The organism is Paraniabella hibiscisoli (assembly GCF_022512515.1).
GTDB lineage: Bacteria > Bacteroidota > Bacteroidia > Chitinophagales > Chitinophagaceae > Niabella > Niabella hibiscisoli.
On record NZ_JAKWBK010000001.1, the window covers coordinates 2512614 to 2534047 of the forward strand.

Consider the following 21434-nt stretch of genomic DNA (forward strand, 5'->3'; position numbering starts at 1 on the left):
ATATAAAAGCGTTACATTGAGCAGGTAAAAACAAGAAAAGAGGGCTTGCAAAACCCTCTTTTCAATATAGGAACGCTATGATTTATTTCCATCCACCTCCCAGCGAACGATAAAGGTCTACTGCTGCACTTAACTGCAGGCGATGAATGTTGGCGAGGTTCAGCTCTGCCTGTAATAAATTGGCCTGTGCCGACAATACTTCGAGGTAATTCGCCATACCGCTTTTGAATAAGAGACGGGCATTTTTAATGGCATGCTTCAGCGTATCGGATTGACCTGTTGCGATGTGTTTTTGCTCTTTTAATTTTTCGGTTGTTATGAGTGCATCAGATACTTCGCCCATAGCGATCAGCACAGACTGCCTGAACTCAAGAACCGATTGTTCTCTTTGAATTTTAGCAATTTCAAGTTGCGTTTTTAATTGACGTTGCTGAAATACCGGCTGGGTAACACCGCCCAGTACGGTGCCGAACAGCGAAGCCGGTATATTGAACCAGTTATTGGCGAGGTAAGAGCTTAAGCCGCCCTGTGCGCTGATCGATAAACTAGGGTACATATTAGCTTGGGCAATACCTGCTTTTGCATTGGCTGCTACCAGGTCCAGTTCCCTGGCGCGCACATCAGGTCTACGACTTAGTATGGCTGAGGGAATGCCCGGTGAGAGCCATTTTGGTATATCGGCCTGGAAAAGACCCTTGCTCCGGTCTATGGGAGCTGGCAGACTACCGGTTAAAATGCTTAGTGCATTTTCCTGTATGGCAATATTTTGCTCGAGTTGTGGAATAAGAAGCTCTGTGAGTTGTTTTTGTGCTTCTACCTGTTGCACTGCTAAAGTAGTTACTTCGCCTGCATTACGTTGCAGCCTGGTAAACGAAAGCGTGCTATCCACCAGCAACAGGTTTCTTTTGGCTACATCCAGTTGCTCATCCAGCATAAGCAGGTTATAATATCCTTGCGCAATATTGGCTACTACCTGGGTTTGTACTGCTTTTGAAGCCTCGTAAGTTTGAAGGTAATTGGCCATGGTAGCTTCCTGCTGACGACGGATCTTGCCCCATATATCGGCCTCCCAGGAAAGATTAAATGCTGCATTAAAGTCTTCCACATGTTGTTGGCCAATAAAACTACCTATGCTCAAACCATTTAAACTATTATTAGATGGGTTGGTGGTTTGAGCCGTGATACTGAAGCCTAACTGCGGTAATTGCAGCAGCTTGGCTTGTTTTAATGTTTGTACTGATGCCGCTACGCGCTTTAGTGCAATTTGCAAATTGAGGTTGTAGTCTATTCCTTTGTTAATAAGCGATTGCAGGGTAGGGTCGGTGAAAAAAACCTTCCATTCCACGTCGGCAATGCTGCTGGTGTCGGCAGTAGCCACTGCCCGGAATTCTTGTGGAAGATTCAGTTCTGGCTGCTTATAATTCTGACCCACTTTGCAGGAGGATGCGATAACCAGCATCATCGAAAGGGGCAGTAAATAATACAGCGTGTTTTTATTTTTCGTCTCTAAAAAGTTCATTTGTTATCCATTTAATAGTGGCAGTAATGCTTTCTCTGTTGATATTTATGAGCTGGAAGATTGTTAGGGCGTTCGTTTGGAAACTTGCTGAAATCTCTATTCAGGCTACTTTTCGTGAAGGCCGCTAACAATACAACCGGTAACCTTATTCCAGTTCCCAATTTTCTTCACCAGCTTTTTTCGATACTATTTTTTCCTGCAGATACTGGAAGATGATATAAAGCACCGGGATAAGGAATACACCCAGCAGTACGCCGGTAAGCATGCCGCCTACCGTGCTATAGCCGATAGAATGGTTGCCGATAGCAGATGCTCCTTTTGCAAATATCAGCGGTAGCATACCAACGATGAACGCGAAGGAAGTCATCAGTATCGGACGTAGCCTCAATCGGGAAGCTTCCAAAGCCGAGGCAACAAGGCTCATACCTCTTTTTCTGCGTTGTACTGCATATTCTACAATGAGGATAGCATTTTTAGCTAATAGCCCAATCAGCATGATCAATCCAATCTGTACATAAATATTATTTTCAAGTCCGGCAAAACCAATAAACATAAATACGCCCAGTATGCCCGCCGGAACCGTAAGTATAACTGCGAGTGGCAGTACATAACTCTCATATTGTGCGGCCAGCAAAAAGTAAACAAAGATGATGCTGAGCAGGAAAATATAGATTTGCTGGCTACCTGCGCTTCTCTCTTCCCGGGTAATACCTGTCCACTCGTAAGAGTATCCTCGTGGTAGGGCCGTTTTTGCTGTTTCCTCAATGGCCCGGATCGCATCGCCGGTACTAAAGCCTGGCTTAGGCACGCCGTTAATGGTAACGGCATTAAACAGGTTATTGCGTGTTACCGTTTCGGGACCAAATACACGTTTAAGCGTTACAAGGGTTTTAACCGGTACCATTTCGCCAAGGTTGTTTTTTACAAAAATGCCATCTAAAGAAGCGGCGTCTTTCCGGTAGGAGATGTCTGCCTGCGCCATTACCCGGTAATATTTACCAAAGCGGTTAAAGTCAGATACAAAGCTGCTACCGAAATAGATCTGCATGGTTTGCATCAGCTCACTTACAGATACACCCAGTTGTTTGGCTTTTATAAAATCGGTCTCAATAGTATATTGCGGGTTGCCTGCGGCGAATGTGGTGAAAGCATAAGCGATCTCTTCACGCTGCATCAGGGCTCCGATAAAAGCAGCTGCCGTATTGCCCAGTTTATCCAGCGGGCCGTTAGTACGATCCTGCAACATAAATTCAAACCCGCTTACATTACCAAACCCCTGTACTGTAGGGAAATTGAAGAAGAAGGTATTGGCATCTTTTACCGAAGTTACCTTGCCGGTCAATGCTGCGGCAATCTCATCAGGGTTTTTCAACTCGCCACGTTCGTCCACATCTTTTAACCGGATAAAACCTGCGGCGTAAGGAGAAGCGCTGGCATTACTGATAAAGTTTAATCCATCTGCTACCCAAAGATTGTTGACTGAAGGCTCTTTTTTAATGATCTTGTCGATGGCTTCTGTAGCCTTATGTGTACGGTGAAGGGAGCTTCCGGGAGGTGTATTGACTGCATACAGTACAAAGCCCTGGTCTTCTGTTGGAATAAAACCGGTAGGCGTTGTTTTGATGAGCCAGTAGCTGGTACCTGCTATAAGTACCAATGCGCCAATTGCTACCCATTTTCTGCGGATCAGGAATCGCAGGCTGGTTATATAACGATTGGTCAAAGAACGGAAGCCTGCATTAAATGCGGCAAAGAAGCGCGCCATGAAACCTTTTTTCTCGTGGGGGTGCCCTTTTTCACCCGGGTGGTGCGGGTTCTTTAAAAATAAGGCACAAAGCGCCGGGCTCAATGTTAAAGCGTTCACCGCGGAAATAAGGATTGCTATAGCCAGCGTAAAAGCAAACTGCCTGTAGAATACGCCCGCTGGTCCCTGCATAAAGCCAACGGGTACGAATACAGCGGCCATAACCAGGGTAATCGAAATGATGGCGCCGGAAATTTCGTTCATAGACTGCACGGTAGCTTTACGCACGGGCATGTCTTTGTGTTCCATTTTGGCGTGTACGGCTTCTACTACCACGATAGCATCATCTACCACAATACCAATAGCCAATACGAGTGCAAACAGCGTTAGCAGGTTGATGGTGAAGCCAAATAATTGCAGGAAGAAAAAAGTACCCACAATAGCCACGGCACTGCAATAGCAGGTATTAGTGTTGAGCGGAAGTCCTGCAGGAAAATGAATACCACAATAAATACCAGTATGAAAGCGATTATGAGCGTTTCACGTACCTGGAAAATGGACGCATCCAAAAAGTCTTTGGAATTGTACATAGTAACAGGTTTGATACCCTTGGGCATAGTGGTATATAATTCTCCCAGCTGCTTTTCTACTTCAGTAAGAATTTCGTTAGCGTTAGAGCCGGCTGTTTGTAGTATAGCAAATCCTGCAACAGGCTTTCCGTTTAAACGATTATTGGCATTGTAGGTAAATGCACCGAACTCTACACGGGCCAGGTCTTTTAGTTTAAGCACAGAACCATTAGCATTTGCTTTTATCACTATGTTTTCATAATCTTCATGCTGGTTCAATTTGCCTTTGTACTTCAGTACATACTCAAATGTCTCATTGCTGTTCTGGCCCAGCCGACCGGGAGCGGCTTCCAAACTTTGATCCCTGATGGCACTTAATACATCCTGTGGCGAAAGATTGTTTGCTGCAAGGCGGTCGGGTTTCAGCCATATCCGCATCGAGTAATCCTTGGCGCCAAATACCTGTGCCTGCGCTACCCCGGGAATTCTTTGTATCTGCGGGATTACATTGATCTTAAGGAAGTTTTCCAGGAATAGCTCATCATACTGGGAGCTATCTTCGCTGTAGAGCCCCGTAAACATGATAAAGCTGTTTTGTACTTTTTGCGTGGAGATGCCTGATTGTACCACCTCCTGCGGGATCTGGTTCACCGCTTTAGATACCCGATTCTGTACATTCACCGATGCGATATCGGGATCGGTGCCTTGCTTGAAAAATACAGTAAGAGTCATCGTGCCGTCGTTGCTTGAGTTGGAGGTCATATAGGTCATGTTCTCTACCCATTGATGGCTTCTTCCAGAGGAGTGGCTACAGACCGCGCCACTACTTCTCCATTAGCACCCGGATAAGTTGCAGTAACCTGCACGCTTGGTGGCGCTATATCAGGGAACAATGTAACAGGAAGCGCGAACAGTGATAGTATACCCAGCAAAAGCAGGATAATGGAAATAACCGTTGATAATACAGGTCGTTGAATGAATTTTTTTAGCATGATATTGAGTTGTATGGTGCTTGCTTAAATAAGTGGGATAAAAATTCCCTTAAGGGACCGTGTGGTCACTTTCATACAGCTATTTTACAGCGGTATGCCAGCTTCTATCAGTTAAGCACTGTTATATGGGATTGGCCTTTAATATACTGTCTGCCGATACCAACTGTGGTTGAATTTGAGTACCTTCTTTTAGATTGCCTGTGCCTGAAAGCACAATCTTCTCACCTGAAGAAAGCCCTTTGTTTACAAAATAATAATAGGAGGTTTTGCCCGAAAGGTGAATAGGTTTACTGGCCACCTTGTTGTTATTGTCCACGGTAAATACAAAAACTTTATCCTGGATTTCAAAAGTGGCTTCCTGTGGCACTACCAATACCTCGTTGAAAAGCTGTGGCAGGCGAATCTTGCCCGTGTTACCGCTTCTTAGTACTTTATTGGGATTGGGGAATGCAGCACGAAAAGTAATAGCACCAATAGTCTTGTCGAATTGTCCCTGTACCAGCTCTATGGTTCCCTGTTGCGGATAAACCGTATTGTCAGCCAATAGTAATTCAACCGAGGGGACATTTTTCAGCTTCTGCTCAATGGTTTCACCGGCATATTTATTTTTAAAAGCAATAAAGTCTGGTTCACTCATTGCAAAATAAGCATACATGGTATTTACCTCGCTGAGCACGGTAAGCGGTTGTGCCTCGCCGCGTCCTACAAGGCTTCCGGTTTTGAAAGGAATGCTGCCTATATAACCGCTAACAGGCGCTTTAATTAACGTATAGCCTACATTAATCTGCGCATTTCCTACCATGGCTCTGGCTTGAGCCAATGCTGCGGTAGCCGCATTGTAATTGGCTTTTGCCGTTTTAAGTTGCACATCAGAGATAACGGCATTGTCTACCAAGGGCTGAAGCCTGTCAAGGTCAACCTGTGCCTTCTGTACATTCGCTTGTGCGGCCAATACATTCGCTCTTGCGTTGTTCAACGTTTCGTTATATAACTGCCCGTTAATTTTGAACAAGGGTTGTCCCGCTGTAACATAAGCACCTTCATCAACATATATCTTTTCCAGGTAGCCGTCTACCTGTGGGCGTACTTCCACGTTTACTTTTCCTTCCAGCGATGCAGAAAATTCCTGGTAAACAGTTACAGGCGATACGGGTACACCCATTACAGGCAATGCCGGTGGCTGGTTTTGAGGACCTGGGTTTGCCGATCCGCTGGTGCAGCTATGCAACAATGTTGATAATACAATAAGTGTGAGCACCAACAAGCTCATGAGGGGGTATGGGTTCTTGTTTTCATTTGTAGATTTGATTTTTAGTCAAAAAGATACTAGTCCCCGCCAGTTACCTGCCGGCAGAGAAATACTTAGCCTGTTGATAGGGGCACAGAGGTCCTGTTAGGATAATTTGCCTACTGAATATGGAGTATTAACTCCATAGCCCGCCACCATTCTATCGGGGAATTTGTTTAAGAAATTGTTATTGTTTGGGTAATTGTCTTTTTGGGAAACTTAAAGGTTTTCAATAATATTCACTACCATTTGATCCAGCACCGATACGTTCATTGTTTGGGGAACATCAGCGCTTCTTGTAATCATGATCGAAGTAAAACCATGTATTGCAGACCAAAAAGCATGTGTTTTATAACACGCAGATTCTATATTGGTTTTCTTCTCTATAATTATTTTTTTATGATCTCGTAAATAAGATCCTGCAGGGCTTCAAATTCTGTTTTCATTTTGCCTTCTCCGCAACAGGGCATTCCTATACCAAACATAAGCTTGAAGTAGCTACCATTTTTAAGCGCAAATTTCCAATAGCAGTCAACCAGCGCCTTTAATTCATCCTGCGGCGATTTCTCTTTAGAAATAGCTTTATGAATATTGGCCAGTAAAAGCTTAAAGCCATCCTGTGATATCTCAAAAAGAATCGCCTCTTTATTCACAAAGTGGTCGTAGATGACGGGTGCGCTGTATTCAATGGCATCTGCTATCTTACGTATAGACAGCGATTCCCATCCTTCATTCTTCACCAGGTGCAATGCTGCATCAATGATCTTTTTACGAATCATTTCCCTGTCTCTCAGTTTGCGCTCAGATACACTCATAAAATATTTTTTCCTAACAGTGTTAGCAAAGTTAACGGTGTTATTTATTAAGTTCAACTTTTTTTCTGACAAATAAATAAATATTTGCCCGGGAGTAGTAAATGAGGCCTCAAAATAGTTGAATAGCGGGCGGAAATTGAGTGGATTAACATCACTACGGGCATAAAAAAACTACACCCTCAAGTGTAGTTGTGCCGATATAAATTTTATCGTAGTGTTGGCCCGTCTTGCTAGTTGACACCGGCAACTTCTACTGTTTTATCAATTTTTTGTACCAGGCCTTGTAACACTTTCCCTGGCCCGGCTTCTGTAAATTTAGAAGCGCCATTGGCTATCATGGCCTGTACGCTTTGCGTCCATCTAACTGCTCCTGTAAGCTGGGCAATAAGGTTTTCTTTGATCTCATCTTTGTCTCTTACAGGCTTAGCTACCACATTCTGGTAAACCGGGCAAACAGGTGTGTGGAAAGTTATTTTTTCAATCGCTTCCTGCAATTCTTTTTGGCAGGTTCCATTAGTGGCGAATGAAAGGCTCCGCCCACCGGTAGTACCAACGCTCTTTTGGCCCCGGCCGCTTTCATTTTTTCGCAGGCTACTTCAATACCTTTCAGGCTGCCACTGATAACCAATTGGCCCGGGCAGTTGTAATTGGCAGGTACAACAATTTCCCCGGTTTCTGTCTGTGTTTCTGCACAAAGCTCTTCCACTTTTTCGTCAGACAGGTTAATGATGGCGGCCATGGTTGATGGCTGGATCTCGCATGCTTTCTGCATGGCGGTTGCACGTATAGCTACCAACTGCAGCGCATCTTCAAAGCTTAAAGTTCCATTAGCCACCAATGAAGAAAACTCTCTAAAGAGTGCCCGGCAACCATATCCGGTTTTGCATCTTCAATAGTTCTATAGGCAATGATCGAATGCAGGAAGACGGCCGGCTGCGTAACGCGTGTCTGCTTCAGATCTTCTTCTGTTCCTTCAAACATAATATCGGAGATTCGAAAGCCAAGCACTTCATTAGCTTGTTCAAAAGATTTTTTTGCAAATATGCTTAGTTCGTAGTGGTTTTTTCCCATGCCCACAAATTGAGAGCCCTGGCCGGGAAATATAATAGCATGTTTCATTCTTATGCTTTTTTATTTTAATTAGTCAGAAGTAATGCTGTATATACATTCCTTTGATGTATAGCATACTTCACTTTGTTTTCGAGCTGGCTAAAATACAATAAGCTTGGTATTTCAGCCTTTTATTTTATTAATGCAGATCTGCAGTTATCAGCTTTAAAAATTCGCTTCTTGTAGAGTTTTTCTGAAACTCTCCGTCAAAAGCGGAAGTGGTAGTTACCGAGTTTTGTTTCTGAACACCACGCATCATCATACATAAATGTTTGGCTTCAATTACCACGGCTACTCCCACCGGGTTAAGCGTTTCCTTAATGGCATTCATTATCTGCACCGTCAACCTTTCCTGCACCTGCAGGCGGCGACTGAATACATCTACCACGCGGGCGATTTTGCTGAGTCCGGTAATCCATCCATTAGGAATATAAGCTACATGAGCTTTCCCAAAGAAGGGTAATACATGGTGCTCGCACATGCTATATAGTTCAATATCTTTTACAACGATCATCTCACTCACATCTTCGTGAAACTTGGCCGAATTGATAATTGCATGGGCATCCAGCTGATATCCCTGTGTGAGATATTGCATGGCTTTGGCCTGGCGCTCCGGCGTCTTTAGCAAACCTTCCCGCTCATGATCTTCACCCAAAAGCTGCAAAGCTTCTTTATAATTCTTAATGAGGCCCTCGGTAGTAGCTTCGTCGTATGTCTCAATCTTCTTGTAGGACATTGGTTTTAGTTAAGTATGTCAATATTATGTAATAAAATTATCCATTTGCAGGATAATCTACAAAATTTCTGGGCGTTTCATAAAGCCTCACCTGTAAATCTAAAGAACCCGCGATATGTGGCCTCAAAAGATTATAGGTTACAATAGCGATATTTTCGGCTGTGGGGTTAAGTGCTTTAAACTCTTCCGTATCCAGATTCAGGTTTTTATGGTCAAACTTTAGCAGTACTTCTCTTTTAATAATATCACTAAGCTCTTTCATATCCATTACAAAACCTGTTTTCGGATCCGGGTCACCCGTTACTTTTACAACCAGGTCGTAGTTGTGGCCATGATAGTTAGGGTAAGCACATTTGCCAAATACTGATGCGTTTTTTGCTTCGTCCCAGTCTGTATTATAAAGCGGTGCGCTGCATTAAAATGTTCCTGTCTGTATACAGATACTTTCATGGTAATAAATGGTAAGTAATAAATAATGAGTACTGAACCTCTGGTCGGGGATCTTTACAATGCTACTCTCTCGAAATACTCCACATAAATACGCGGAGTTTCATACAATTTAATACAGTGTAAGTGTATGCCTTCGGGGATATGTGGTTGCAGCTGCTTCCATATTTCTATAGCCAGGTTTTCTGTGCTGCACATTTTACCCTTCATAAAATCCACATCTTCGTTCAGATTTTTATGGTCCAGTTTTTCTGTAACATGTTCCCGTATGATGGTGCTCAGTTTTTTTACATCGAAAACAAAACCTGTGTCGTAATTCGGCTTTGCTTTAACAGTAACCAATAGGTCATAATTGTGCCCATGCCAGTTGGGATTCGCACATTTGCCAAACACTGCTTCATTTTTTGCATCGTCCCAGGCCGGATTGTAAAGGCGATGGGCAGCATTAAAATGTTCCTGTCTCGTAAGATATACCATAGAAAATCAAAATTATCGATTTTTTAAAAAATAAGAAGGCTTTATATTTGATCAAATACAATAAAAGCCTGGTTCCTGTGCGCAAAACAGCTAATAGGTAGTCTTTTTTAAGAACTATGGTATTAAAGTATTTCCTGTATTTTTAGGGGCTTCTAAATACATTTTTGTGTCAATCCTTTTTTTAACCGGGATCATCATCACTTTCTTTTTGTCATCTCTTTTGATCACCAAAAGAGGTAAAACCAAAGCAGACTATATTTTAACCACATGGCTTTTTGTTTTGGGTATACATCTCACCCTTTTTTACATGGTCCAAACCGAACAGTACCGAAGCTGGCCTTATTGGTTAGGTTTTGAAATTCCCTTGCCCCTGGTTCATGGTCCATTTCTGTTTTTATATACAGCGGCATTAACCAACCAATTTCCCCGGAAATACTATTGGATCGCTCATTTTATACCGGTTGTGATCGTATATCTTGTACTAACAGATTTTTTATCAGGAACTACGGAGGATAAGATATGGGTGTATCAGCATGAGGGAAAAGGATATGAACAGCCGGCACAATTTATATTCGCAGCTATAATACTATCCGGAATAAGTTATATAGTCCTTTCATTATATTATTTAAAAAGGCATCGAAATAATATCCTCCATGTATTTGCAGATACAGAGAAGATCAATTTAAACTGGCTGTACTATCTTATAATTGGCATTAGTATCATCTGGATCATCGTCATTTGGGGAGACGACCGTTTGATCTATACCGTGGTGGTTTTTTTCATTTTATTTATCGGGTATTTTGGAATAAAACAGGTAGGGATATTGAATAGCAATATGCTTGTAAAACCAGCGCCGCTTCCATATGCCGACTTGCCCCCAATAGAGACTGCCGTTGCAGCAGTCAGGCCCGAAGTTCCCAAATACCAAAAATCACGCGTAACTGAAGAAACCATTGATAAAATACACCAGGATTTATTAACGCTGATGCAAAAGGAAGCTCTTTTTACAGATCCGGAATTGACGCTTGGCACATTAAGCGAGCAATTAGCCATACACCCCAATACGCTTTCGCAGGTGATCAATTCTAAAGAAGGTAAAAACTTTTACGACTATATTAATGCGCTCAGAATAGCCACATTTATAAAAGCATTGAGTAAACCGGAGAACAAAAAGTATACGCTTCTTTCCCTGGCTTTCGAGTGTGGATTTAATTCGAAGGCTTCCTTTAACAGGAACTTTAAAAAACATACAGGATTGAGTCCCACGGAATATTTAAAAGATACTTTTGATGCTTTTGAATAAGGGCTCAAAGCTCATGAAAGAGTATCCTTTTTCATAATATTTTGATTTTCATTATTTTGTGTTTTGTGAAAATGAGGTCTCATTGTACACGATGAGCCTGTTCCTCCTTTTGTTTGATCCATATTTGCGCTGAACTAAAAACGCAGATATGACAATCAAACAAAGCAGTTTCATATTGGCTATTATAGCAATGCTGGCCTATAGCTGCTCTACTAAAGACAAGTATATTAATGAACCAGGCAACCTGGTGCCCAAAACTGCAGATGAGGATCAAAGCATCCCATCGATCCGGGTAAACGGATCCCTACTACATTCAGAAGCCTTCGGACCTGAAAATGCGCCCCTGATTGTTGCGATTCATGGCGGGCCGGGTGGAGACTACCGTTATTTGCTCAATTGCAGGGAGCTAGCCGTCAAAGGATACCGGGTTGTATTTTATGACCAGAGAGGAAGTGGGCTCTCTCAGCGGTTTCCCCGTAAGTCTTTTACTTCTTTAGGAGAGAAAGCAGTGGATCTGATGTATGATGAATTGGGTGCCGTTATTGCCTATTACAAAAAAAATCCGCAACAGAAAGTAATACTATTGGGCCATTCCTGGGGTGGGATGCTTGCTTCGGGGTATGTTGGAAGGAACCCGGAATTAGTAGACGGGTTGATCGTATGCGAACCCGGAGGCCTGAAATGGGCCGATGTGGAAGATTATGTAAAAAGATCAAGATCTTTTAATATATGGGGAGAAGCCTTAAATAATGTAACATATCTCGACCAGTTTATTACGGGTAAAGAAGATCAGCATGCAATATTGGATTACAAGATGGCCATGCTTTCATCCCGGAATGAAATCACCGGAGAGGCAGATTTTGATCCCGGCTCCTCCTGGCGTGATGGAGCGATAATATCCGGGGCGCTTTATGAAACCGGGGAGAAATACAAAACAGATTTCTCAAAAGGTCTCAATCGCTTCAACAAGCCCGTTCTTTTCTTTTTCAGCGAAAAAAACAAAGCGTATCCTGACAGCTGGGCTGGTAAAATAACAGCAGCCTATAATACCGTTGAAAAAATAAAAGTAGCAGGCGTAGGCCACGACGGTATTATTACCAACACCCAGGCATGGCAACAAATCACACTACCGGCGATACTCGAATACGTGAAAAATTTTTAATACAAACTTATTTTAATGAAAGCAAGAGCGTTCTGCACACTATATGTGTGTGTGTATCTAATTACCAACACGCTATCAGCACAAACAATCAACTGGGCTAATCCTCAAAAAGGACATGTGGTGAATGCTAATATTGGAGCTAATTACGGCATTATATACCGAGTAGGGTATGGCTATAAAACAGTGGGAAGGCTTCCGTTGATGGCTACACTCAGTTTTTCAGTTCCTTCAGGAGATCAGCTTTTTGACGATTTTGCCACTCACTACGGATTGGAAATGGTCTTTTTAAAATGGCGGCACATACGCGGAACTGCCGCCATTCAGGGTATTTACAGGCGGTTTCGAAATGACCTGGTTACCGCCAAAAATTTCGGAGCCGGGCTTTCTGTTTCATTGGGAGTGTATAAGCTTCGTTGGTTTGCTGCAGCCGAGACTGGTTTTGATAAAGCGATCATCACCCATTTTCAACATTCGGATGTGTATGAAGAAGAGTTCCCGCTGGTAAAAAACGGCTGGTATAACCCAGCTACCGGTGGCAACTTTAATTATGGACTGAGAACGGGGTTGTCTTTTAAGAACAATGAACTAACACTTAGGCTGGGGAGTATCGTAAACGAGGATTTTAAATCCAAGCCGATGTTGCCTTTCTACCTGCAATTAGGTTTTAACTACAGCATAGCTTCCCGCGCAAAACATTAATAATCTTCTGTAGATTATTAATGCCAAAATAAGAACTTTGCCACATTATGCAGAAAAGCAGGAGCGTATTGGTAGTGGCGGCAACAAAGATGGAGATCGCTCCATCTTTATCCTTATTTAAAAAGCGGCAGATACCTGTTGCCATCACCGGGATAGGCGCTGCGCCTTCAGTTTATAGTATACTTAAGGCGATGATACAGTATCGGCCTTCTATGGTTATACAAGCTGGCATAGCCGGCTGTTTTGACCGGAAATATTTGCTGGGTGATGTATTGGCGATTGGGGAGGATGGTTTTGCTGATCTAGGAGTAGAAGAGAATAAACAATGGCGGTCTGTATTTGACATGGGATTTGCCGCGCCGGATCAAAGACCGTTTAAAAATGGACGGTTGAAGAATCCCTATACAAAAATACTACGGACCACAGGCCTGGAAATAGTGCCTGCAGTTACGGTAAATGAAGTAACTACGAACAAAGCTAGAATTAGTTTGTTGAAAGCACAGGGTTCTGTAGTTGAATCGATGGAGGGTGCAGCATTGCATTATGTAGCATTAATGGAAAAAATACCCTTCCTGCAGATCCGTTCTTTATCTAATTATGTTGGCGAAAGAGATAAAAGCAAATGGAACTTTAAAGATGCCGTCGGCAATTTAAATAAAGAACTGGTTAGAATAGTTGAACACATGGCTTGAGGCAATAGCCCGCAAAAAAGTCTCTATTGCTGATTTTAATATAATATTTCGATTTTAATATGATTTTGACAATTGGTTTTTCTCCCTGTCCTAACGATACTTTTATTTTTGATGCGCTTGTAAATGGAGGAATAGATACAGGTGATATACAGTTTGAACCGGTATTGGAAGATGTGGAAACACTGAATCGCTGGGCGCTTGAAGGGAAGCTGGATATTACTAAGCTAAGTTTTCCTGCGTATTTTAAAACTTCAGAAACGTACCAACTATTAAATGCAGGCAGTGCATTGGGGAAAGGAGTGGGGCCTTTGCTGATTGCTCATTCAGATCAACATTTCTCCGATGAAGAAGTGAGTAATGCTTCCATCGTGTTGCCAGGTGTAAATACTACCGCCAACCTGCTTTTCAGTTTTGCTTTCCCGGGAGCTGTAAATAAGGAGTTTAAAGTTTTTCATGAAATTGAAGATGCCGTAGTAAACAAAGAAGCTGATCTTGGTGTGATCATTCACGAAAACAGGTTTACCTACCAGCAAAAAGGGTTACATAAAGTGGTAGACTTAGGTCAGCATTGGGAAGAAAAGATGGGCGTGCCCATTCCTCTAGGCGGAATTGTAATAAAGAAGTCTTTGGGAAGTGAAATATACGACCGTGTAAATCAACTGATCCATCAAAGCTTGCAACAATCATTTGCCCATTACCCCGCAGTTTCCGGTTATGTGAAGGACCATGCTCAGGCTATGAGCGAGGATGTGATGCGTCAGCATATTGAATTGTACGTAAATAATTATAGCCTGGACCTGGGCGCAGAAGGGAAAAAAGCTATATCCGTTTTACAGGAGGTGTTTGACCGAAATAATAATTAGTTGGCTATATTATCTCTTCAGAGCATTCGAATATACTTCCAGGCATCGTTTCCGGGCAAAATCATGCTCTACGATTGGGGCTGGATAACTGTTACTCTCCAACTCAGGAACCCATTTCCTGATATATTTTAAATCTCCGTCAAACTTTTTTGTTTGTATATATGGGTTAAAAACTCTGAAATAAGGCGCAGCATCGCAACCGCTTCCCGCAGCCCATTGCCAGCCGCCGTTGTTGGAAGCCAGATCATAATCGAGTAACTTTTTTGCGAAATAAGCTTCGCCCCAGCGCCAGTCAATAAGTAGGTGTTTGGTTAAAAAAGATGCAGTGATCATACGTACCCGGTTATGCATAAAGCCGGTTTCATTTAATTCCCGCATACCTGCATCAACTATAGGATAACCTGTTTGTCCGGCACACCAGGCTTCAAATTCCTTTTCATTATTTCTCCAGTTTATTTTATCGTAGTCTTTTTTAAAGGAGGTATCAATAACGTCTGGGAAATGAAAGAGTATCATCTGGTAAAACTCGCGCCAGATCAGCTCTTTCAGGTAGGTTTGATTCAGCTTGCCGGCTCTTGTTACGAGCTTACGAATGCTTATGGTTCCAAATCTTAAATGCACGCTTATTCTTGTGGTACCCTTGATTCCTGGTATGTCCCGCGTTTTATCATAATCTTTTATAAGGCCCGAGTCAGGATCTGGTGAAGGGAAAGAGCTACGCGTGTTCTTGAATCCTAGTTTTTGCAATGAAGGAGGCTGTATCTCAGGCTGCTTATGGAAATTGTTCCAGTACTTTTTTGTGGGGTAGGATTTAAGAAAAAATGGCGTAACAAGCGATAACCACTTATTAGCATAAGGTGTATAGATAGTATAAGGCTTACCATCATTTTTAAGCACTTCGTTTTTTTCAAATATTACCTGGTCCTTAAAACCTCTTACAGAGGTCCCTTTCTCTTTGAAATAACTGTAGATGGCATTGTCGCGCTGCCGGGCATAAGGCTCGTAATCCTGGTTGAGGAAAATGCTTTGAATGTCATAATCTTTTTCAAGCGTTTGAAAAACTGTTTCCGGCTTTCCGTGTCGCAGATCTAATGTTGCCCCCAACTTCACAAGCTGCTCCTGTATTTGTGCTAGTGCTTCATAGATAAATGTAAGACGCTGATCAGCCTTGTCTTCGAGCTCATCCAGGATGTTAGTATCAAAAATAAAAATGGGTTGTACCGGGTGTCCGCTTTTTAAAGCATGATATAAACCCGCATTATCCTCTAAACGAAGGTCCCTTCTAAACCAGAATATACTTACAGCTTCTTTTTCAAAGTAATGGATTTGTGATGGCTAAAGTATAACAAAAAGTGAAACCGTTTTAAAAAAGAGGCTGTATCAATTGCTGGTGCAGCTGTTTAGAAATGGTGTTCTGGTAGTGAATGCTTTCAATGCTTTGCACCCAGCGTATGCCACGTATAGCGTTGGTTAAAAAAACTTCATCTGCTTGTAAAAGGTCATCAGGGCGACATGGTGTTTCCGTTATAGTACCGATTTGGTCGATCAGATAAGATCGCATCACTCCATCTACACAGCCTTCAGTTAAGGCAGGTGTAAATAGGCGCTCATCTTTAATCCAGAATAAATTGGCAATAATGCTTTCACAAATGTTTTCACGTTGATTGAGTATAATGCAGTCGTTCCATTTTTGCTGTTTGCTGTAGTTTGCCGCCACAGCATACAACAATGCTGAAGCCGACTTTATATTCGCATAAGCATCGCAGCTTTTCTTCATTTCAGGAAAAAGCCAGTCACCAGGCCATTTTCGTTGAAAGCATTATTGGCAGCCTCCAAAGGCCATGCTTCAATAATGTATTGCAGTTTGTTGTCTCCGTCAAAAAGCCCTCCATTTCCATTAGAAAAGGATAGTCGTACACGGGCGGCATGGCTGCAGGCATTTTTTCGCAGAGTTGCAGCGCCTGTGAAAGAATGTGCCCGATGTCGAAATGAGCAGGGCTCTTGTATTGTAGCAGGGACAGGCTCTTTTCGATTCTTTTTTGATGATAACTGTCAAAGACAATAAGGCCTTTCCAAACTTTGATTGTTTCAAAGAAGCCATCACCATAACGATAGCTTTTGTTGCCCGCGGTTATTACCGGGTCGTTTTCGTTATGATAAATACCGTTATAGCAAATTTTTCGGGCTGTCAAGCTACAGGAATTAAAAGTTTAGGCACAGCAATACTAAAGAGAAGAAGCCCCGTCTTTAGTTAAAACAGGCAAAGAAGATGAGCTGGTGTCTTTGCCTAGTGCTCTTTTTGCCGGCTTACAATAGTATCAATCACAGTCTTTAATTCGTCAGGCCTTTTCTCATAATAATCCAGGGTTTTATTAAACTGCTCTTTAGTGATATTATGAATTTTAAAAACTTTCTGGAGCATCACATCATTCAGCGCAGCCCTGTTTTGTTCGGGATACTTGTAATAAACGTACCCGTTCAGCAGCTCACTGCTTTGGGCAACATCCACATTACTTTTTCCATTTTTTCTTTTGGAAGTACATTGTCAGAACTCTTGCAGGATGCCAGGAGGGATATGATGGCTAATATATATAAATATCTATGCATGTTAAATGCTTAAAGTTTTTGTATGGTCTATTATTGTATCTAGAATATCAGCAGCTACCCGCGTCTTATTTTTCGAATTAAAGGGTATTTCCGCTCCCGATTTTGTAAAAATGGTGATCTTGTTGACGTCACTGCCAAAAGCAGCCCCATCATTCAGAGAATTGAGTACGATAAAATCGGCGTTTTTGTTATTCAATTTTTCCAGGGCATTGGCCTTTTCATTGTTGGTCTCCAACGCAAAGCCTAATAATATCTGGCGATCATTTTTAATGGCGCCCAGGCTTTTAAGAATATCCTTTGTTTTTACCAGTTTTAATTCAGGGGTGAGGTCGCCTGATTTCTTTATTTTTGCTCACTAACTATTTCCGGTTTGTAATCTGCTACGGCTGCTGCCATTAATGCTATGTCAACCTTTCCAAAATGGTCATGACAGGCGTTATACATTTCGTCAGAGGAGGTTACTTTAATCACCGTAATGCCGGTGTATTCTTTAGGTAATGCAACCGGACCTAAAACCAGTATTACCTCGGCTCCTCTGTCTCTGCATTCTTTTGCCAGCGCAATTCCCATTTTACCGGAAGAATGATTGCCGATAAAGCGAACAGGGTCGATGGCTTCATGAGTAGGGCCAGCCGTAACCAACACCTTTTTGCCGGCAAGGGACGCTTTGTCTTTATTAAAATAATGGTTGAGATAAGCAATAATATTTTCAGGTTCTTCCATGCGGCCATCACCAAACAGGCCACTTGCCAGTTCACCATGCCCGGGTTGAATAATCCTGATGCCGTCTTTTTGAAGAAGCTCCAGGTTGCGTTGGGTAGATGGATGATGCCACATATCTTCATCCATGGCAGGTGCTACAATAACAGGGCAGGTAGCTGAGAGATAAACCGACAGTAAGAGGTTGTCGCAATGCCCGTTAGCCATCTTTGCCAAAGTATTGCAGCTTAAGGGCGCTATCAACATTATATCTGCCCACCTGCCTAATTGTACATGATTCGCCCAGGTGTTTTCAGCAAATATATCCGTCAATACTTCATTCTTCGATAGTGTAGACAGCGTCAGGGGGGGGAGACAAAGTCTTTAGCAGCAGTAGTCATTACCACTTTCACTTCAGCGCCTTGCTTTACCAAAAGGCGAACCAAATGGATGATTTTGTAGGCGGCGATGCTACCTGAAATGCCAATTAATATTTTTTGCCTTCTAACAAGGGGATGTGTTTTAAAATGTGATGTCTGTACAACGTATGCTAAAAGAACCGGCTGTTTACAACTGCGTTTCACTTCTGTGCAAAATCAGCATAAAAGATTCATTTATGCTGCAGCCACAAAAATATTTAAAACAGAAAAACCACAGCCATTTAAAATGTTACTGTGGTTCTAATTTTTTATGTCCAAATATACTAGCTAAACAGCTCGTCTTCTGCTTTTCTAAAGTATACTTTGTCGTCTAAAAACTCGTAAGTTGCTAATAAAGCAGGGTTGGGCATTCTTTCGTATGCTCTTGAAATTTCGATCTGCTCTTTATTTTCATGAATTTCTTCCAAAGAATCTGTGTGGCTGGCAAATTCATCCAACTTATTGTGCAGCTCTTCTTTAATCGAAATGTTCACCTGGTTCGCTCTTTTAGCGATAATGGAGATTGATTCATAAAGATTACCGGTCTTTTTTTGATACTTCCCAGATCCTTTGTTTCCACATTACTGGGAATACCGGCGCTAAGTTGTCGTCTTAACTTGCTCATTATTCGTAAATTTTTGTATTTCTGTATTTGATAAAGATATGTAGCTTTCTACATCTTTGCGATATTTACTATCAGGAAAACGCTCAATAAATTCATTGCCTTCATTGATCACCTCCCTGTAACGTTCTACTTTTTTAATAGCGGCAGTTAATCCTGCGGTACGATAGAAAGATTTAACCACCATGTATTTATACTCATCGGCTACCAAAGATTCGGGGTGATTATCCAGCAAAGTGGAAAAAGTAACCCCTGCTGCTCTATACTCCCCAATGTTATAATACAACATTGCCGATTTGTAATCTTTTATTTCAAGTTTTTTTCTCAGCTCATCAATGTAACGGTTGGCTTCTGTTACGAACCGACTGGGGGTGCGTATTAACGAATGTTTGCAGGTTACTGATGGCTTTGTACGTATTAGTCTGGTCCAGTTCTGCTTTGGGTGACTGTAAATAAAAAATATAAGCACGCATATATTCCATTTCTTCAGCCCGTGGACTGTTGGGGAAGCTTTCCAGAAAAGTTTTGAAAAGATTCTCTGCGTTGGCGTAATCCTTTTGATTGAAAGTGGTATAAGCGTATTTGTAATAAATATCCTGGAACTGAGGTGTGGTTTTGTAATAAGGGATCACATCCTCGTACACAGTATAAGCCTTCATCCATTTTTTCTTGGCATAAAACTGATCTGCCATTTTAAGCTTAAATGCAGGATCCTTACTCTTCAATATCTTGTTCATGCCAGGACCGCAGGACACCAAAGAAGCTACCAGAAAAACAGCGATTACAAATCTCATAAAGGTTGCAAAGTTAACCATAATAGGACAAATGTTGCTAAAAAATATGACCCGCCCAACTAAGTGACAGTTAAGGTTTTGGTAAAGAATAGACGCCTGCTGGTGAATACCAGTAAGGAGAATAATTATCCTTGATAATCAATTACTTTTTGTTAGAATCTGCCAGGAAATGGTCTAATGCGGTGATCATACTGGGCGTTTTAGGCTTTGGCGCTATAATTTCAGGATTAAGCCCTGATTTAACAGCCTCCGACTTCGTATTGTCGCCGAAAGTACCCACAACTATCCCATTTTGTTTGAATTTGGGGAAATTGTCGAACCAGCTTTTTACACCTGAAGGGGTAAAAAAGCAAACCACATCAAAGTTTTTATCGCCAACCGTCTTTTTGATATCATTACTTTGAGAGCGATACATAAAAGCCAGCTCAAAGTCGCAGTTATTGTTTTTCAACCAGTTCACGATGTCGCTATCCTGTTGGTTTTCGGAGCATACATAAAGAAAGCTTAGGTTCTCTTTATGTTTATTCATAACATCGAACAGGCTTTTATTAGTGCCGTCAGCACCATAAAAAACCTTACGTTTTCTGTATAAAATAAATTTCTGCAGATATAAAGCAACCGCTTCAGTGATGCAGAAGTATTTAGTATCTTGAGAAACAGTGATTTTATTTTCTTCACAGGTGCGGAAGAAGTGGTCGATAGCGTTACGGCTTGTAAATATCACGCCGGTAAACCGAACGATATTTATTTTTTGTTGCCTGAAGTCTTTGCCGGAAATAGGCACTATACTTATCAGCGGCTCAAAGTCAAGTTTTACACCATACTTTCTTTCAAGATCGAAAAAGGGAGATTTCTCGCTCGAAGGTTTTGGCTGTGTTATGAGTATACGCTCAATTTTGTCTGTTGAAGACTTGGTACCGGATTTTTTAACTTCATTTACCATTAGCGATTCCTAAAATTGGATGCAAAAGTACATTATTATTTTAAAATGGATAATATTCCTTTGTACAGGATGATCGTAGGCAAAATTTCAAATGCACCTACGTACAAAATAAAATGGAAAAAGCTAATACTATTGTCTTTGCGAACAATACCGGCAGCTGATACATAGCGATACAAAATAAATCCTGCAATCAGTAGCCAGCTTAAGGTCCAGGCGATTGTGCTTACCGGCTTTGCCGAAAGGGCGATGGCAATAATCAGTGGTAAAATAAGTATGGTAAGCACTTTATTTACCAGGAAGATCAGGAAAATATAATTATCCGTTAGTTTGCTGATTCTGAAAACCCAGCCAATAAATTTGAGAATGAAATACTTGCCCAGATAAATAATTCCGATAGACGCCGTGGTATAAATGAAAAGTTGCCACAGTGGTAGTTCCCATTGCGCAGCATCTATATTCTTTTGTATAACCATTGCCGCATAAAACCCGGCGGTGATTACAAAAAGGATATTAAATAGCAATGAGGGCAACGAATTTTGAACTACCTGTTGCTTGAGCTGGCGTTGTTTAAGGCTTCGCCTGAAAAAGAGGTTAAAAAGATCGGTAAAGTATTTGTCAAAACTTGCTTTAAAGATCGCGAACAATAAAAACAAGCCAGCCACCATATAAAAGTATATCTCCTTGCCCTGGGTGGCGGTTTTAATGGTGTAGAGTGGATAACCGGCTTTTTCAGTAAAGTTAAAATAGGGGTGATGACTAAGGATTTTCCTGGACAGCTCTATGTTTTTACGTACAGCAACTTCTTTATGCGCAACTAAGCTGTCTGCCTGAGTAGCAACAAGGCTATCTGTTCCCTGAGCTATTATGTCAGGCATCCATATCCATCCCACGCAAAAAACAGTACTAAAAAATCCTGGTCAAGAAAAGAGTTTTG

Annotated in this window: 27 protein-coding genes and 1 pseudogene; 5 read left to right on the top strand and 23 right to left on the bottom strand. The window is 41.8% G+C overall.

The window, feature by feature from the left end; genetic code table 11:
* Positions 1-82: 82 nt before the first annotated feature.
* The 12 genes from MKP07_RS15880 to MKP07_RS15925 all read right to left on the bottom strand — a co-directional run bounded on the left by MKP07_RS15880 (position 83) and on the right by MKP07_RS15925 (position 9697).
* Positions 83-1519, bottom strand: a complete 1437-nt coding sequence (locus MKP07_RS15880) for an efflux transporter outer membrane subunit (RefSeq protein ID WP_240848054.1) — start codon at positions 1517-1519, stop codon at positions 83-85.
* Between the two features lie 145 nt (positions 1520-1664).
* Complete coding sequence (locus MKP07_RS15885; RefSeq protein ID WP_240850878.1) at positions 1665-3764, bottom strand: efflux RND transporter permease subunit; 2100 nt, start codon at positions 3762-3764, stop codon at positions 1665-1667.
* A complete protein-coding gene (locus MKP07_RS15890) occupies positions 3650-4594 on the bottom strand; it encodes an efflux RND transporter permease subunit (RefSeq protein WP_394803572.1) in 945 nt (314 codons plus the stop codon). The genes MKP07_RS15885 and MKP07_RS15890 overlap by 115 nt, the downstream gene beginning before the upstream one ends.
* 14 nt (positions 4595-4608) lie before the next feature.
* The gene (locus MKP07_RS42615) at positions 4609-4824 is read right to left on the bottom strand and encodes an efflux RND transporter permease subunit (protein ID WP_394803573.1); all 216 of its coding nucleotides are present in this window, start codon (positions 4822-4824) and stop codon (positions 4609-4611) included.
* 121 nt (positions 4825-4945) lie between these two features.
* Entirely contained in the window at positions 4946-6094 is a 1149-nt protein-coding gene (locus MKP07_RS15895; protein ID WP_240848055.1) for an efflux RND transporter periplasmic adaptor subunit, read from the bottom strand.
* Between the two features lie 407 nt (positions 6095-6501).
* Positions 6502-6927 (bottom strand): TetR/AcrR family transcriptional regulator, encoded by a 426-nt coding sequence (locus MKP07_RS15900; protein WP_240848056.1) that lies wholly within the window; start codon positions 6925-6927, stop codon positions 6502-6504.
* Positions 6928-7157: 230 nt separating this feature from the next.
* Positions 7158-7421, bottom strand: a complete 264-nt coding sequence (locus tag MKP07_RS15905) for an ACP S-malonyltransferase (protein ID WP_240848057.1) — start codon at positions 7419-7421, stop codon at positions 7158-7160.
* On the bottom strand, positions 7397-7762 hold the full coding sequence (locus MKP07_RS38735; protein WP_317235835.1) for an ACP S-malonyltransferase: 366 nt from the start codon (positions 7760-7762) through the stop codon (positions 7397-7399). The genes MKP07_RS15905 and MKP07_RS38735 overlap by 25 nt, the downstream gene beginning before the upstream one ends.
* Positions 7744-8046 carry an ACP S-malonyltransferase gene (locus tag MKP07_RS38740; RefSeq protein ID WP_262919331.1) on the bottom strand — a complete coding sequence of 101 codons (303 nt, stop codon included), beginning with the start codon at positions 8044-8046 and terminating at the stop codon, positions 7744-7746. The genes MKP07_RS38735 and MKP07_RS38740 overlap by 19 nt, the downstream gene beginning before the upstream one ends.
* Before the next feature lie 130 nt (positions 8047-8176).
* Positions 8177-8773 carry a GTP cyclohydrolase I FolE gene (gene folE, locus MKP07_RS15915; protein WP_240848058.1) on the bottom strand — a complete coding sequence of 199 codons (597 nt, stop codon included), beginning with the start codon at positions 8771-8773 and terminating at the stop codon, positions 8177-8179.
* A gap of 37 nt (positions 8774-8810) precedes the next feature.
* Positions 8811-9089 carry a 6-pyruvoyl trahydropterin synthase family protein gene (locus MKP07_RS15920; RefSeq protein WP_240850880.1) on the bottom strand — a complete coding sequence of 93 codons (279 nt, stop codon included), beginning with the start codon at positions 9087-9089 and terminating at the stop codon, positions 8811-8813.
* A gap of 188 nt (positions 9090-9277) precedes the next feature.
* Positions 9278-9697, bottom strand: coding sequence for a 6-pyruvoyl trahydropterin synthase family protein (locus tag MKP07_RS15925; RefSeq protein WP_240848059.1), 420 nt, complete (start codon positions 9695-9697; stop codon positions 9278-9280).
* Positions 9698-9863: 166 nt separating this feature from the next.
* On the opposite strand from MKP07_RS15925, the gene MKP07_RS41220 reads away from it, so the two are divergent.
* The 5 genes from MKP07_RS41220 to MKP07_RS15950 all read left to right on the top strand — a co-directional run bounded on the left by MKP07_RS41220 (position 9864) and on the right by MKP07_RS15950 (position 14416).
* Positions 9864-11000, top strand: a complete 1137-nt coding sequence (locus tag MKP07_RS41220; protein WP_240848060.1) for a helix-turn-helix domain-containing protein — start codon at positions 9864-9866, stop codon at positions 10998-11000.
* Between the two features lie 148 nt (positions 11001-11148).
* Positions 11149-12162 (top strand): alpha/beta hydrolase, encoded by a 1014-nt coding sequence (locus tag MKP07_RS15935; RefSeq protein WP_240848061.1) that lies wholly within the window; start codon positions 11149-11151, stop codon positions 12160-12162.
* A 15-nt stretch (positions 12163-12177) separates the two neighbouring features.
* Positions 12178-12861: a hypothetical protein gene (locus tag MKP07_RS15940; protein WP_240848062.1), complete on the top strand. Its 684-nt coding sequence runs from the start codon at positions 12178-12180 to the stop codon at positions 12859-12861.
* Positions 12862-12908: 47 nt separating this feature from the next.
* A complete protein-coding gene (mqnB, locus tag MKP07_RS15945; protein ID WP_240848063.1) occupies positions 12909-13553 on the top strand; it encodes a futalosine hydrolase in 645 nt (214 codons plus the stop codon).
* A 59-nt stretch (positions 13554-13612) separates the two neighbouring features.
* The gene (locus MKP07_RS15950; RefSeq protein ID WP_240848064.1) at positions 13613-14416 is read left to right on the top strand and encodes a 1,4-dihydroxy-6-naphthoate synthase; all 804 of its coding nucleotides are present in this window, start codon (positions 13613-13615) and stop codon (positions 14414-14416) included.
* 9 nt (positions 14417-14425) lie between these two features.
* Here the strand turns inward: MKP07_RS15950 and MKP07_RS41225 are convergent, their stop codons facing one another.
* The 11 genes and pseudogenes from MKP07_RS41225 to MKP07_RS16005 form a co-directional block, all read right to left on the bottom strand.
* Positions 14426-15742: a cryptochrome/photolyase family protein gene (locus MKP07_RS41225; RefSeq protein WP_240850881.1), complete on the bottom strand. Its 1317-nt coding sequence runs from the start codon at positions 15740-15742 to the stop codon at positions 14426-14428.
* Positions 15743-15779: 37 nt separating this feature from the next.
* On the bottom strand, positions 15780-16193 hold the full coding sequence (locus MKP07_RS15960; protein WP_240848065.1) for an aminotransferase class IV: 414 nt from the start codon (positions 16191-16193) through the stop codon (positions 15780-15782).
* Positions 16194-16209: 16 nt separating this feature from the next.
* Positions 16210-16608 (bottom strand): hypothetical protein, encoded by a 399-nt coding sequence (locus MKP07_RS15965; RefSeq protein WP_240848066.1) that lies wholly within the window; start codon positions 16606-16608, stop codon positions 16210-16212.
* Positions 16609-16703: 95 nt separating this feature from the next.
* Complete coding sequence (locus MKP07_RS15970; protein WP_240848067.1) at positions 16704-16925, bottom strand: DUF4296 domain-containing protein; 222 nt, start codon at positions 16923-16925, stop codon at positions 16704-16706.
* Between the two features lie 99 nt (positions 16926-17024).
* A pseudogene (coaBC, locus tag MKP07_RS15980) lies at positions 17025-18055 on the bottom strand (bifunctional phosphopantothenoylcysteine decarboxylase/phosphopantothenate--cysteine ligase CoaBC).
* Between the two features lie 29 nt (positions 18056-18084).
* A complete protein-coding gene (locus MKP07_RS41230) occupies positions 18085-18306 on the bottom strand; it encodes a flavoprotein (RefSeq protein ID WP_317235836.1) in 222 nt (73 codons plus the stop codon).
* Between the two features lie 119 nt (positions 18307-18425).
* Positions 18426-18635 (bottom strand): hypothetical protein, encoded by a 210-nt coding sequence (locus tag MKP07_RS15985; protein ID WP_240848068.1) that lies wholly within the window; start codon positions 18633-18635, stop codon positions 18426-18428.
* A 105-nt stretch (positions 18636-18740) separates the two neighbouring features.
* Entirely contained in the window at positions 18741-19052 is a 312-nt protein-coding gene (gene bamD / locus MKP07_RS15990; protein ID WP_240848069.1) for an outer membrane protein assembly factor BamD, read from the bottom strand.
* Positions 19053-19095: 43 nt separating this feature from the next.
* Positions 19096-19557: an outer membrane protein assembly factor BamD gene (locus tag MKP07_RS15995; RefSeq protein WP_240848070.1), complete on the bottom strand. Its 462-nt coding sequence runs from the start codon at positions 19555-19557 to the stop codon at positions 19096-19098.
* A 142-nt stretch (positions 19558-19699) separates the two neighbouring features.
* Positions 19700-20500: a uroporphyrinogen-III synthase gene (locus MKP07_RS16000; RefSeq protein ID WP_240848071.1), complete on the bottom strand. Its 801-nt coding sequence runs from the start codon at positions 20498-20500 to the stop codon at positions 19700-19702.
* Positions 20501-20535: 35 nt separating this feature from the next.
* Entirely contained in the window at positions 20536-21375 is an 840-nt protein-coding gene (locus MKP07_RS16005; protein ID WP_240848072.1) for a DUF4271 domain-containing protein, read from the bottom strand.
* Positions 21376-21434 lie beyond the last annotated feature (59 nt).